This is a genomic window from Methylobacterium sp. WL8, from assembly GCF_008040045.1.
Taxonomy (GTDB): domain Bacteria; phylum Pseudomonadota; class Alphaproteobacteria; order Rhizobiales; family Beijerinckiaceae; genus Methylobacterium; species Methylobacterium cerastii.
Genome location: NZ_VRVF01000004.1, coordinates 69,125 through 82,370 on the forward strand (window position 1 = coordinate 69,125; position 13,246 = coordinate 82,370).

Here is a 13,246-nt window from a genome sequence, read left to right on the forward strand (position 1 = left end):
TCAGCGGATCTGGTTGAGGAGTTCGGAGCCCTGCGTCACGATCCGCTGGCCGGGCTTCAGCCCCGAGACCACCCGCACGCGGGCGGCGTCGAGCGGTTCGACCTGGACCTCGCGCGGCGCGAAGCGCTCCGGCGCGACGTGCTCGTAGACCAGGGTCTGGCCGTTGCCGCCGCGCACCACGCTGAGCCGCGGCAGGGCGAGGCCGGTCTGTTGGGTGTCGGTGGCGGCGAGCACGGTCACGAACTGGCCGGTGCGCAGCTCGGGCGGCGCGTCGCGCACGGCGAACTGGATCGGCACGGCCTGGGCGCGGTCGGCGAGGCCGGCGCCGCGGTAGGCCAGCTCGAGCCGGCGCCCGTCGGCGAGCCGCGCGGTGGCGTCGGCCGTGCTGGCCAGCGCGTCGAAGCTCAGGGCCTCGACCCAGAGCCGGGCCGGGTCGACGATCTTGAACACCATCGCGCCCGGGCTCGCCATCTGGCCGGCGACCGCGTTGGCCTCGGCGACCACCCCCGAGACCGGCGCCGCCAGCGCTTCGGGCTGCGAGCGGACGCCGTCGAGGGCCTTGCGGCGGTCGACCAGGCCCTTGAGCTCGGCGTCCGCGTCGTCGATCTGGACCTGCGAGACCGCGCCGCCGGGGCTCAGCTTGCGGTAGCGCTCGACCCGGCGCGCGACGATGGCGATCTGCTGGTCGAGCTCGCCCTGGCGCTGGCGCATGTCCGACACGTCCACCGCCTGGACCGGCGGCGTGACGAAGGCCAGCACCTCGCCCTTGCGCACCGGCGAGCCGAGGCGCGGGAACAGGCCGGATTCCGGCGGCGACAGCCGGCCGCCGACCGAGGATTGCACCACGCCGCTGCCGTTCGGGTCGGCGATGATCCGTCCCGGCAGCTCCGTGGTCCGCGCCAGCACGCCCGACGCGGTGACGAGGGTGCGCAGCGTCAGCACGCGCTGGGTGGGTTTCGGCACGAACACCGACCCGTCGGGCAGGCGCCGGGCAAGGTCCTGTGCGCCGGCGGCGGCCATCGGCGTCGGCGCGTCGTGGTCGTCGTCGCCGTGCGCGAAGGCGGAGGGCGCGAGCAGCAGCCCGGCCGCCAGCACGAGGAGCGCGACCGCCGCGACGCCCCGGCGGGCTCGCATCAGCACCGTCGCGAGGATGCCGAGCACGAAGCCGGCGCCCCCGACGAGGAACGGCATCGGGTCGGCGCTGCGCAGGTGCGCGCCGAAATCGTGGGCGACGGCGAGGCCCGCATGCCAGGGCGCGGGCTCGACCGCCGGGGCGGGGGGCACCGGGACGTCGAGGTCGACCGGGAACAGGTCGGCCCTGCCGCCGACGGTCACCGTGAACAGCACGTCGTACGCGCCCGGCGTCGCGCTCCAGGGGGCGTCGAGGCGGTAGCTCCCGTCGGGGCCCGCAACCGCCGTCGCCTGGCCCGCCGGCGTCTCCGCCGTGATCGTCGCGTCGGCGACGGGCTCGTTGGTGTCGGCGCGGTCGAGGAACACCGTCAGCCGTCCGTCGCGCGCCACCGCGACGAGTTCGAGGGCGTCGGTGCTCGACGTGCCGCGCGGGGCCTCGACGCCGGGCGCCGCGGCGGCCTCGGAATGGTCGTGGCCTTCGTGGGCGCGCGCCGCGCCGGCCCACGGGGCGAGGGTGAGTGCGGCGGCCGCCAGGAACGCCACGAGGGCCGCCGAAAGGGCGGCGGGAAGCCGGATCGTCATGGGAGGTCGACTTTCGCATCGGGACGGAGCGCGACTCGACCAGACGAGCCGCGTCGTGCGCGCCGGCCGGCGGCGCGCGGTCTCAGGCGAAGGGTCGAGGGGGCTCGGGAAGGGCCTCGGGCACCGCGCTCGGGCGCGCGGTCTCCGGCCCCATCGCGACGCGGAGGCCGTTCAAGTCGTCGGGGCGGACGCCGTCCCCGTCCGCGGCCGCGACGAAGACGTGGGCGCAGCAGCAGCCCGGGCAGGCCACGCAATCCGCCCGGTCGGACGCCGAGTCTCCCGCGGCGACGACCGCCGCCTGCATCGCGGGATCCGGCTGGGCCGCGGCGTTCAGGATGTGGCCGACCGCGGCATGGCCGAACGCGGGATGGCCGGCGCCGGTGTGGTGCGCGTGCGCGTGCGCGTGCCCGGCATGCGCCTGGGCGAAGGCCGGGACCATGACGAGGAGCGCTGCGACCCGAAGGATCGCAGCGAGCCGTCGCAAGAGGTGCCGGGCGCTAAGCATCGCGGCGAAGCCTAGCACGATTCGGGCGAAAGGGCAGGGTCGGCTCCGATGATCAGGGATCATGCCGCTCGGGCATTGGCCAAACACCCCGTCATTCCGGGGCCGCGAAGCGGAGCCCGGAATCCAGAGCCGCCGAAGCGTGGCCGACTGGCTCCGCCTCGGTCGCGATTCCGCTCACCGCGGTTCCGCTCACGGCAAGGGCGTCGACGACCGCCTCGGGGTGGCGATGGATCGTCCAGATCAATGTCATGGCCGTGGCGTTCGGCTTCGACTTGCCCTGCTCCCAATTCTTGACCGTCGCCTCCTCCAGCCCGAACCGGAGCGCGAACTGAGCTTGCGAGAGCCGCAGGGCCTCGCGCACGCTCCGGACGGAGATCGGGTCCGGCCCGTGCTTGCGGACCGCGATGCCCAACGCCGTCAGCTCCGAGGCGAGGCGGCTCAGGCTCTCGACCTTCGGGAGCTCGACATAGGCCTCGCCCGTGTCGAACACCTCCGTCATGACCGCGTGGGCGGCCTTCACCGGAAGGTGCCTACGGACCAGGGCGCGGGCCGCCGCCACCGTGTCGAGGTGCGAGCCCGGAAGCCGCTTGAGGTTGAGGCGTTCGGCGGAGCCGTCGCGGACGAGGGTCTCGTCCCGGATTTGCACCCGTGGTCCGAACGCCGCCAACAACGTGGATCGCGTCGACATCCAATTCCTCCATGACGCCCTGCGCGATGTCGCGGAGCACGGCCGCGCCCCACTTCGTCGTCGGGTCGCCGCCGACGTGCATGCCCTTCAGCTCCAGGACGCGTCCCGACAGCGTCACCTCGGCCATCACATCGAGCGAACCCCAGGGGGTCCGCACCTCGACCGTGAAGATCGGGTCGTCGCTGGCGGCATGATCGACGACGATCCGAACCTTGCAGGCCGACACCGGTTCTTCCTGTACGCAGGATGCCTATAAGATGCCGAACGTCCGATCCGTCAAGGCCGCACCCGCGCCGAACGGGATCGGGGCTCACGACAGAACGTTCGGAGCCGCAGAGCGCGTTTTACTTCGCGCCCGTCCGCGCCAGGATCGCCCGCATCCGGGCGATCTCGCCTTCCTGCGCCTTGACGATCTCCTCGGCGAGCGCCCGCACCTCCGGGTCCTTCGAGTATTGCAGCGCGACCCGCGCCATGCCGATGGCGCCCTCGTGGTGGGGGATCATGCCGCGCACGAAGTCGGCGTCGACGTCGCCGCTGTAGCGGATCGCCATGTCGGCGTGCATCCGCGCGTCGACGGCGCGGAACGCCTGGGTCGAGGGCGCCTCGCCGGCGGCCGGCGCGGGATGGCGCCCGGCATGGTCCATGTGCTCGTGACCCATCTTATCGTGGTCCATGCGCGGCGGCGTGCTCTGTGCCAGCGCCGCGCCGGCGAAGGTGGCGGCCAGCGCGATCGCGGCGGGGCGGACGATGTTTCGCATGGGGTCGAGGCTCCTCACGGGGATGTGGGCCACCGTGAAGCTTGCCATGGTGGCAAGGTCAACCGCCGCCGGAGGATCAATCGTTCCGGGCGCGCACGCCCGCATCCGGGCCGCCCCCGAGCAGCCGCCCGCCGAAGATTCCGTTCAGCCCGATCACGCCGAGCACGGTGGCGGCGTGGATCAGGAGGTCGGTCGCGGTGGCGTCGTGCGGGTGGAACGGGACGAGCAGGGTCGCCGCCGCCGCGGCCGCCGCGAGGCCGCCGAGCGCCGCGGTGAGGTTCGGGTGCAGCGGGCAGGCGCGGCGCAGCATCACCACGAGCAGCACCGAGAGCGGCAGCGACACGCCGACGAGGAAGGCGAAGCAGCCCTCCATCGCGTGGCCGTCGGCCGGGGTGGTGCCGGGGGCGAGCCAGCCGCGCAGGCATCCGAGCCCGCTCGCGCTGACCCAGAACGCGGCCGGCACCAGCGGCAGCAGCCCCCAGCGCAGGGAGCGGCCGGGCACGCTGGTCATGAAGGCGGCGAGCGCGGCGGTGATCGCGGTGAGCCCGGCGCAGAGCGCCGCGATGCGCAGGTCCGGCGTGGCGAGGCGCATGCGCAGGCCGTCCATGTCGGCCATCGGCATCAGGATCGCGGCGACCGCCAGCACAGCCGCGAGCCAGGCCGCCGCGCGCCAGGCCGGCGGGCTGAGCCGGCGCACCGGCGCGAGGCCGCCGACGAGGTCGTCGACCAGGGATTCGTGCACGGATTCAGGCATCGCCGCCCTCCTTGTCCCGGGCCAGCGTGCCGCGCAGCGCCTTCAGGGCGCGATGCAGGTTCACCTTCAGCGCACCCTTGCTGCGGCCGGTGAGCGCCGCCGCCTCCTCCAGCGAGCGCTCGGCGTAGGCGAGCTGCTCCACCGCCTGACGCTGCCCGTCCGGCAGCGCCGCCACCGCCCGCGCCAGCGCGGCGTTGCGCTCGTCCGCCTCGATGCGGGTGTTCGGGGCGGGCCCTGCGTCGGCGTGGGCCTCGTAGGCCAGGGGGTCGTGCACCTCCTGCGGGCGGCGCCCCGCGCGGCGCAGCCGGTCGATCGCCCGGCGCTGGGTGATGGCGCGCAGCCACGGCAGGAACGGCCGCGCCGGGTCGTAGCTCGCCCGCGCCTTGTGGATCGTCAGCAGGGTGTCCTGCACCACGTCGTCCACCGCCTCGCCGCGCACGCCTTGCGCGCGGGCGATGCCTGCGATCACCGGCAGGCAGGCGTTGAGCAGCCGGCGGTAGGCCGCCGCATCGCCCGCTTGCGCCGCGGCCATCGCCGTCGCCAGACTGTCCTCGAGCGCCATCGCCGCCCTGTCGCCGCGTCGTGTCCCCGACCCTAGCGCAACGGCGCCGCCGGGGGAACGCACCCGCAGCGTGGGAGCCGGGCCGACGGCGGACAGGAACATCGGCGAGCCTCAGGAACGACGTCGGGCGCCCATCGCCCGCATCCGTCTTCGCCGGGGCGGCGTGGAGGTTACGCTCATGCCGAACCTCGCCGAGCCCGACTCATCGAGGTTCGGCCCCCCCGCGACTGCGGGGCGGCGGTCGTCCGCCGGACCTCATGGGTTCTGACCCATGAGACTTGGTATCAGGTGGCCGGCCCGAGCCGCGCCGCCCCGAAGATCCGGCCGTCGGCGCCCTGCACGATCACCGCGGCGTCGGCGCCGGCCGGGAGCGGCGTCTCCCAGGTCGCCGCCTGCCCGCTCCAGCGGCCGAGGTCCGACACGGCGCGGACGACGTTGGCCTGGGCGATGGTGCGGCCGGCGTTCTCGCCGCGGGCGACCCGGGTGGCGTGGCTCGGATCGAACCCGACGAGCGTCACGGTGCCGCCACCCTGCCCGGCGCCGACCGCGACGACGAGGGTGCCGCCGCGCCGCGCCAGCGTCACCGGCGCCTCCGCGGAGGCCGCGCCGTGCGCCGTCGCGATCGCGCCGCGGACCGCGCCGGCGTCGGAGCCGACGAGCCCGACCCGGCCGTCGATCACCGCCTCGGGCGTGTACGACCCGCCGCCGAGCTTTTTCGCGTAGGCCGCCTGCCGGGCGGTGGCGGCGGGCAGGGCGTAGGTGTCGCGCCAGTCGAGGTGGTCCCAGTAGGTGACGTGGAAGGCGAGCGGCAGAACCTCGCGCCCCTCGCCGGCGAGCTGCCCGAGCAGCGCCTCGGCCGGCGGGCAGGACGAGCAGCTCTGCGAGGTGAACAGCTCCACCACCACCGGCCGTCCGGCGGCGTCGGCGCGTGTGCCGGCGAAAGAGCCGATCAGGGCGGCGAGGAGCGCGAGCGGGATCGTGCGGCGCAGGGTGGATCGCGTGATGGATCGCATGGCCAATCTCCGGAAACGGGCAGATGCCGGTGTTTCGCGCCCGCGCCGTACCGGTTACCGAGCCGCCGCGTCAGAGCGTGTCCGTCTCCTCGCCGGCCGGCTTGTCGTCGTCGCGGGCGCGATGGAGCAGGAAGATCGAGGCCACCATGGTGAGGATCAGGCCGGCGAGGACGCCGAGCTCGATCATCGAGGCCTGGAACAGGGCCGCCTTCTCCGGCGACCAATCCTTGCCGTGCATGATCTCGGAGGATTGCAGGGTGATCACCAGCACCCGCCGGATCGAGGCGATCAACCCGACGATCAGGAACGGCTCGCAGGTGAGCCGGCCCGAGCGCATCGAGACCCGCACCGTGTGCAGGATCTCCACAAGCATCAGCAGGAACAGCAGCCGGTCGACAACCTCCAGCGTCTGCGTGGCCCCGCCGAGGGAGCGCACCGCTTCCCATGTGAGCCCGACGGCGTCGATCAGCGCGATCAGCGCCGTGAAGGCCAGGAGCAGGCCGAGCGCCGCGTAGATCGCGTGCTCGGTGTGCAGGAAGACGAAGCTGGACGCCCGCGTAAGGCGGCCCTGCGCGTGCGGATCGTCGGCCATGGCATGCCCCCCGGATGCTGCTTTGTTCCGATGAAACAGGATCGTGCGTCCGGCGTCCAGCGCAAGGGGGACGGCGTGTGGGGATCGCGGCGCTTTCCGCACGCCGGAACGGTTTTCCGGATCGCCCGGTTCTCCGTATGCAACTCAGAGGAGAATGACATGCTGACCGGCGGCCTGCTGTGGCTCATCGGGATCCCGATCCCCGTCATCCTCCTGATCTGGTTCTTCTTCCTGCGCGGGCGCTGAACACGCACTTCGCATCCTGCGGGAAGCCCATGAAAAAGGGCCGGCGCGCCTTCGCGCACCGGCCCGACATCTTTTCGCGAAACGAACTACTTGGTGATCTTCACCGAGACCGGGTCGCTCGACGGGAACGTCTCCTCGAGGGCGTCATCGAGGCGTTCGTTCAGCTTGTCCTGCCGGTTGGCGGGGTTCGTCTCGTCGCCGGGCTTGGCGCTGCCCTGCTGGAACCCCGGCTTGTCCGCGCCCTTCGGCGTCTTGTGGTCGTCGGTCATCGGGGCAACTCCTGCGTCACGAGGCGCCGAAGACGGCGCCGATGACCGTCAACGCCGGGCCGGCCCGGGTGTTTCACGCCGCGTCGGCAGGGCGGCGGCCGCGGGCCGGGCCGTCCGGCCGGACGCCGACTCGCGCAGCACCACGTCGTAGACGCCGCCGAGCCGGTCGAGGTGGGCGTCGAGGGTGAGCGGCGCGGCCCAGTAGCGGGCATGCGCGGCCCGGCCCATCCGCGCGGCCAGGGCGTCGTCGGCGAGGCGGCGCAGGTGGGCGGCCAGGGCGTCCGGGTCGCCGGAGCGGAACAGGAAGCCGGTCTCACCGTCGATCACCGCCTCGCGGCCCGCGCAGGCGTCGCTCACCACCACCGGCGTGCCGAGCGCCAGCGCCTCGTAGACCGTGAGCGGCTGGCCCTCGTACCAGACGCTGGGGAAGACCAGCGCGCGCGCCGACGCCATCAGGGCCTGCACGCCCGCGGCGTCGCGCCAGCCGAGCATCGTCGCCTCGGGGTAGCGCTGGGCGAGCTCCGCCCGCTGCTCGCCGTCGCCGACGAAGACCGGGCGGATGCCGGCCCGCCGCGCCGCCTCGGCGAAGATCGGCGCGCCCTTCTCGGTCGAGATCCGCCCGACGAACAGGAAGTCGCCCGGCGCCCGCTCCGCCATCGGCCGTTGCGCCACCGCGATCGGGTTGTCGACCCGGTGGAATTGCGTGCCGCGCGGCAGGAGCGGCCCGACCACCCGCGCCTGCAGGTCGCTGATCGTGATGACGTAGCGAAAGAGGTTTTGCAGGTCGGCCACCTGGGTCATGCCGAGGTGGCGGACCACCCGCGCGAGCTTGCGTGGAAAGCTCTGCGCGTCGCAGTTCGTGGTTAGGCAGGCGCCCGACATCGGCGTCCGGTGGCAGATCGCGGCGGCCGGGTACTCGTAGAACCCGCCCGTCGGGCAGACCAGGAAGAACTCGTGCATGGTGTAGACGAGCGGCAGCCGCGAGCGCCGTAGGGCGACGCCGATCGACGGCGACAGCGCCTTGGCGAAGGCGTGGACGTGGACCACGGTGTCGTGGGGGTCGCACAGGGCCAGCTCGGCGGCGAGCGCCCGGGCCGCGGTACGGTTCCAGATCGCCTGCGCCAGGAAGGCGAGCTTGTTGGTCGTGGTCGAGATGTCGTCCTGGTCCAGGCAGACGACGCGGATGCCGGCGGCGGCGAGCCGCGGGTCGGCCGGGCCGCAGGCGGCGAACAGCGTCACCCGGGTGCCGCGGGCGGCGAGCCCGAGGGCCGAATCGAGCGCGACCTTGGCCTGGCCGCCGTTGACGTAGGCGTGGTCGGCGACGAGGACGACGTGCACGAGGCGGCTCCCGCTCCCTGGATGTCCCCACGTTTACCGGAATGCAGTTGATCCCGCGTAAACCTCGGGCGGGTCGGCGATCTGCGGTTGTCCTCTCCGCTCGACCGCCTCTCATCCGACCTCCTGTGCCGGTGTCGCCATGCACGTCGTGATCCTGGCCGAGTTCGCGAGCCCAAGCGGCGGCGCCGAGAAGGTGGCCGTGGAATCGGCCCGGGGGCTGGCCGAGCTCGGCCTGAGGGTCACCTACGTCCAGGGCGTCGCCGGCCCGGTCGACCCGCTCCTCGACCATCGCAACGTCACCCGGATCGGCCTCGACCTTCCCGACGTCTGGGCGCGCAACCCCGTGGCCGCGGCGGCGGCCGGCATCTGGCACGCCCGCTCCGCGCGCGCGCTGCAGGACGCCCTCCGGCGGCTCCCCGTCGCGCCCGACGTCGTCCACGTGCACCAATGGACCCGCAGCCTGTCGCCCGCAATCTTCCCGGTGCTGCTGGCGGCCGGCGCCCCGGTGGTGCTGACGCTGCACGACTACTTCCTCGCCTGCCCCAACGGCGTCCACTACCGTTTCGACGCGGGCGAGCCCTGCAGCCTCGCGCCGATGTCCGCCGCCTGCATCCTGGCGCCCTGCGATGCCAAGAGCCGCCTGCACAAGCTGGTGCGGGTCGCCCGCACCGCGGCGGCGCGGCGGGCCGTGTCGGGGCGCGGGCTCCACGTGGTCCACGTCTGCGACGCGAGCCGGGCGCGGATGGGGACGATGCTCGGCGGCTACGGGCTGACGCACCACCGCGTCGACAACCCGGTGCGGGTCGCCCCCGGCGCCCCGGCCGCGCCGGAGGCGGGCGACGCCGTCGCCTATGTCGGCCGGCTCACCCGCGAGAAGGGCGCCGACCTCGTCGCCGCAGCCGCCCATCAGGCCGGCCTCACGGCTTTGTTCGTCGGCACCGGGCCTCTCGAGGCGGAATTGCGCGCCATGCCCGGCGTCGAGCTGCTCGGCTGGCGCTCGCCGGAGGCCGTGCAGGCGGAGTTGCGCCACCGCGCCCGCGCGCTCGCGGCGCCCTCGCGCTGGTACGAGACCGGGCCGCTCACCGTCTACGAAGCGCTCGCCGCCGGCATCCCGGTCGTCGCCTCCGACCGGTCCGGCGCCGCCGAGAAGGTCCTGGACGGCACCAGCGGTTTCGTCGTCCCGCCCGAGCCCGCGGCGCTCACCGCTGCCTTCGCGAAGCTCGCCGACGATGCCCGCGTCGCCGCGATGGGCCGGGCGGCGCATGCCCGCTACTGGGCCGCGCCGATGACGATCGCACGGCACGCCGAGGCGTCGGCCGCGCTCTATGCCGGCCTGCGGCGCACGCCTCGTGATGCGATGCAGCAAGAGCCCGCCGGCATCGCCGCCGAACGCCCGGCCCTGCATCCGCTGTGACGCGCGAACCCGACGCATCGGCTGTTGCGAGTCAAGTTTCCGTGCGCCGTCGTGGTGTTCGCAAGCGATGAATCGGCGATCCGGGCCGTCGTGTCCCTCTGCTCTGTCGGCCATTGCAGTAACACGACGGCCATTCTGTCAGGTGCCGAGCCTGTTGCCGCCGGACGGAGGCACCCGCAGCCGCTTCACTGTTGATTAGGCAACGATTTTTTGTTCCGATGAGACGTCTTGACTTATTGTTGCAACGCAACATAAATCCGGTCGGCACCGGCGATCGCTTCGAAATCGCCCGGTGGACGACGACCTCCGAGGAGCTGAAGATGCAGACCCCGAATTTCGAGATCCCGACCGAGATGCGCGACTTCGCCGAGAAGAGCGTCGACCAGGCCCGCACCGCCGTCGGCACCCTGATGGGCAACGCGCTCAAGGCCGCCGAGCAGGTCCAGACCTCGGGCGTCTCGCTCCAGTCCTCGATGCAGGCCGCCGTCGCCAAGGGCTTCGACCACGCCCAGACCAACGCCAACGCCACCTTCGATTTCGCGCAGAAGCTCGTGCGCACCAAGGACCTGCGCGAGGCCTTCGAGCTGCAGTCCGAGTTCGTCCGCAGCCAGATCGCCGCGATGCAGGCGCAGGCCAAGGACCTCGGCGCCATCGCCCAGAACGCCGCGCGCTGAGCCGACGCCCGGCCCCGTATGGGGCCGGACATGCCGGCCGCCCCGGCGCCGTGACGTCCCGTCGGCGCCGAGCGCCGCCTGGCCGGCGACACGTTGCGCCGGGCGGCAACTGGTCTACCTTGCTGCCCGTTTCCGATTCGCACGCGAGCCGGAACGGAATCCGGACGGCCTCGAGGGACTTCGACGATGGGCAAGCAACGGACGCCGCAGGGCCGATCGACCGGCCGCCGCCCGCCCGCGAAAGCGCCGACCCCGCTGAAGGCCAGCGCTCTCGAGGCGGCCTTGCACCCGGCCGAGGACGCGTTCCCGGCGGTGCCGTCGGAGGCCGCGCCCGAGCCGCTTCACGCCCACCTGCTCGACACGGTCTCGCCCGAGGCGCTGAGCGCCGCGACGCCCGCGGCCGAACCGCAGGCCGCGCCGGCCGAGATGCCGGTGCCCGCCGACGCCAACCTCGCCGAGCCCGAGCTCGCCGAGGCTGACCTCGCGGAGACCGATCTCGTCGCCGCGCCGTCCGCGGAGCCGGGGACCTCGTCTGCGCAGTCCGAGGCGCCGGTCGCAGAACCCGAAATCGCGGCGGCTCCCGAGCCGAGCCCGCCCGTCGAGGCCGCGCCGGTCGCGGCCGCGGAGCCCGAGGCTGCCCCCGCCTACACCAACGTGGTGCCGCTGAAACCCGCCGCGCCGTCCCGCCCGCCCGAGCCCGTTTCCGCACCGGCCGAGGCCGGCGAGGCGCCGGTGAGTCTGTCGGACGGCGCGCTGCCCTCGCCCGCCTCCTGGCGGGCCGGCCGCCGTCCCGTCCCGGCCCTGCGCCAGGACCTCGAAGGCCTCGGCGAGACCCTGTTCGCCTTCATGCGCGACGAGAGTTCCGCGGTCCTCACCCACCTCAACGCGCTGAAGGACGCGCGCTCGCCGGCCGACGCGATCCGCCTGCAGGTCAACGAGATGCAGCGCGCGGCCGACGCCTCGCTCACCTGCTGGAGCGAGCTCGCCCGCCGCGCGACGCGGATGGTCGCGCAGCGCTGAGGGAGGCGCGGCGCGCCTATCCCCCCTCCGCGCTGTCGAATTCATACCTGTCCGCATGCCCGCTCTGGACGGATCGCGCGGAGCACGGCACGGCCCCCTCTCCCGAACGGGAGAGGAAGCCCGCGCTTGGTTCGGCATTCGCGGCGAACTGTGTGAACCCGGCAGCTCCCCAAAGAGCGGATGTGCGCGTAAGCGCTCCCGCCTCCCCGCGCCAATCCCCTGTCGCGGCGCGGCCACAGGCGCCGCCCGAACGAAGCGTAGCCGGAAACCTTCGGTTAACCATGTCGCTCCTATGCCGTATCGGAGGCTCGGGAGGCCGACCGATGCTGCGATCCGCGCGCCTGATCCGTTCCGCGATCCTCACGCTGGCCGTGGCCCTGAACCCGGCGCTCGCCGTGTCGCCGACGCATGCGCAGGACCGGGCGCCGCCGGCGGTCGCGATCGCGGCCGACCTCGCCGCCTCGCCTGCTGGCACCAAGCTCACCCTCACCCTGTCGAAGCCGGTCGACGCCCGCGCCTTCGTCATGGAGCGCCCGGACCGGGCGGTGATCGACCTCGCCGAGGTCAACTTCCAGCTCGCCCCCGAGACCGGCCGCCGCCGCGAGGGCCTGGTGCAGTCGTTCCGCTACGGCCTGTTCGCGCCGGGCCGCTCGCGCATCGTCGTCGACCTCGCCGGCCCCGCCACCGTCGGCCGGATCGAGACCACGACGCGCGCGCGCGACGGCGCGGTGATCCTCACCGTCCCGTTCCAGCGCGCCGACCGCGACAGCTTCCGCAAGGCGGCGAGCGCCGGGGACCTCGCGCCCGCCTCCGGCAAGGCGGTGGCGCCGGTGGAGGCCGGAGACCGCCGCCCGCTGATCGTCGTCGACGCCGGCCACGGCGGCATCGATCCCGGCGCGATCGCGGTGGGCGGCGTGTTCGAGAAGGACATCGTCTTCGGCTTCGCCCAGGTGCTGGTCTCCCGCCTCGAGGCCGGCGGCCGCTACCGCGTGGCGATGACCCGCGACCGCGACGTCTACGTGCCGCTCTCCGAGCGCGTGCGCATCGCCCGCGACGCCAAGGCCGACCTGTTCGTCTCGATCCACGCGGATTCGATCTCGTCGGCGCCGCAGGTGCGCGGCGCGACGATCTACACCGGCTCCGAGAAGGCCACCGACAGCGAATCCGCCAAGCTCGCCGAGCGCGAGAACAAGGCCGACGCCGCCGCCGGCGCCGAATCCGGCGAGGGTCCGCCGGAGATCGCCGACATCCTGCAGGAACTGACGCTGCGCGAGACCCGCGGCTTCTCGTCCGGCTTCGCCAAGACCCTGATGGGCCAGCTCGGGCCGGTGATGGAGATGAGCACGAAGCCGCACCGCGAGGCCGGCTTCAAGGTGCTGCGCTCGCCCGACGTGCCGAGCGTGTTGGTCGAGCTCGGCTACCTGTCGAGCCAGCGCGACCTCGACCTGCTGCAATCGGCCGAGTGGCGCGCCTCCGTCACCGGCTCGATGGCCAAGGCGATCGACCAGTTCTTCGGCAACCGCGCCAGCCTGGTGCGGCCGGCCTCGCCGAACCGCCGCTCGGCGGCAATCGCCCCAGTTTCACCATAGATCCGGTGTCGATACGGGGCACTCGAGACCCCGTCGCGCCGTCCTCTCATCGGTCATCGTCGACGGGGACCTTCAAGGCTGCGGGCACGCCGGATCGGCCTGCGTCTTGCG

Annotated in this window: 15 protein-coding genes; 5 read left to right on the forward strand and 10 right to left on the reverse strand. The window is 73.4% G+C overall.

The window, feature by feature from the left end; translation table 11 throughout:
• From FV234_RS02655 to FV234_RS02690, 8 genes are all read right to left on the reverse strand, one after another.
• Positions 1–1,713: an HlyD family efflux transporter periplasmic adaptor subunit gene (locus tag FV234_RS02655; protein WP_147827997.1), complete on the reverse strand. Its 1,713-nt coding sequence runs from the start codon at positions 1,711–1,713 to the stop codon at positions 1–3.
• 82 nt (positions 1,714–1,795) lie between these two features.
• Entirely contained in the window at positions 1,796–2,218 is a 423-nt protein-coding gene (locus FV234_RS02660) for a hypothetical protein (protein WP_147827998.1), read from the reverse strand.
• A gap of 91 nt (positions 2,219–2,309) precedes the next feature.
• Positions 2,310–2,906, reverse strand: coding sequence for a type II toxin-antitoxin system MqsA family antitoxin (locus FV234_RS02665; RefSeq protein WP_147762487.1), 597 nt, complete (start codon positions 2,904–2,906; stop codon positions 2,310–2,312).
• 344 nt (positions 2,907–3,250) lie between these two features.
• A complete protein-coding gene (locus FV234_RS02670) occupies positions 3,251–3,664 on the reverse strand; it encodes a DUF305 domain-containing protein (RefSeq protein WP_238271104.1) in 414 nt (137 codons plus the stop codon).
• A 76-nt stretch (positions 3,665–3,740) separates the two neighbouring features.
• Positions 3,741–4,418, reverse strand: coding sequence for an NrsF family protein (locus tag FV234_RS02675; protein ID WP_147827999.1), 678 nt, complete (start codon positions 4,416–4,418; stop codon positions 3,741–3,743).
• Positions 4,411–5,082 carry an RNA polymerase sigma factor gene (locus FV234_RS02680; RefSeq protein ID WP_348643049.1) on the reverse strand — a complete coding sequence of 224 codons (672 nt, stop codon included), beginning with the start codon at positions 5,080–5,082 and terminating at the stop codon, positions 4,411–4,413. The genes FV234_RS02675 and FV234_RS02680 overlap by 8 nt, the downstream gene beginning before the upstream one ends.
• Positions 5,083–5,264: 182 nt before the next feature.
• On the reverse strand, positions 5,265–5,993 hold the full coding sequence (locus tag FV234_RS02685) for a DUF1223 domain-containing protein (protein WP_147828000.1): 729 nt from the start codon (positions 5,991–5,993) through the stop codon (positions 5,265–5,267).
• A gap of 70 nt (positions 5,994–6,063) precedes the next feature.
• Entirely contained in the window at positions 6,064–6,585 is a 522-nt protein-coding gene (locus FV234_RS02690; protein WP_147754506.1) for a phosphate-starvation-inducible PsiE family protein, read from the reverse strand.
• Between the two features lie 30 nt (positions 6,586–6,615).
• Here FV234_RS02690 and FV234_RS02695 point away from each other — a divergent pair, with 30 nt between their 5' ends.
• On the forward strand, positions 6,616–6,831 hold the full coding sequence (locus FV234_RS02695; protein WP_187273560.1) for a hypothetical protein: 216 nt from the start codon (positions 6,616–6,618) through the stop codon (positions 6,829–6,831).
• A gap of 86 nt (positions 6,832–6,917) precedes the next feature.
• Here the strand turns inward: FV234_RS02695 and FV234_RS02700 are convergent, their stop codons facing one another.
• On the reverse strand, positions 6,918–7,100 hold the full coding sequence (locus FV234_RS02700) for a hypothetical protein (protein WP_147754504.1): 183 nt from the start codon (positions 7,098–7,100) through the stop codon (positions 6,918–6,920).
• Between the two features lie 48 nt (positions 7,101–7,148).
• Positions 7,149–8,438, reverse strand: a complete 1,290-nt coding sequence (locus tag FV234_RS02705) for a glycosyltransferase family 4 protein (RefSeq protein WP_147828001.1) — start codon at positions 8,436–8,438, stop codon at positions 7,149–7,151.
• A gap of 139 nt (positions 8,439–8,577) precedes the next feature.
• On the opposite strand from FV234_RS02705, the gene FV234_RS02710 reads away from it, so the two are divergent.
• The 4 genes from FV234_RS02710 (at position 8,578) to FV234_RS02725 (ending at position 13,135) form a co-directional block, all read left to right on the forward strand.
• Positions 8,578–9,852 carry a glycosyltransferase family 4 protein gene (locus tag FV234_RS02710; RefSeq protein WP_147828002.1) on the forward strand — a complete coding sequence of 425 codons (1,275 nt, stop codon included), beginning with the start codon at positions 8,578–8,580 and terminating at the stop codon, positions 9,850–9,852.
• A gap of 320 nt (positions 9,853–10,172) precedes the next feature.
• Positions 10,173–10,526 carry a phasin gene (locus tag FV234_RS02715; RefSeq protein ID WP_147762492.1) on the forward strand — a complete coding sequence of 118 codons (354 nt, stop codon included), beginning with the start codon at positions 10,173–10,175 and terminating at the stop codon, positions 10,524–10,526.
• Between the two features lie 186 nt (positions 10,527–10,712).
• The gene (locus tag FV234_RS02720; RefSeq protein WP_147828003.1) at positions 10,713–11,546 is read left to right on the forward strand and encodes a hypothetical protein; all 834 of its coding nucleotides are present in this window, start codon (positions 10,713–10,715) and stop codon (positions 11,544–11,546) included.
• 323 nt (positions 11,547–11,869) lie between these two features.
• Entirely contained in the window at positions 11,870–13,135 is a 1,266-nt protein-coding gene (locus FV234_RS02725; RefSeq protein WP_147828004.1) for an N-acetylmuramoyl-L-alanine amidase, read from the forward strand.
• Positions 13,136–13,246 lie beyond the last annotated feature (111 nt).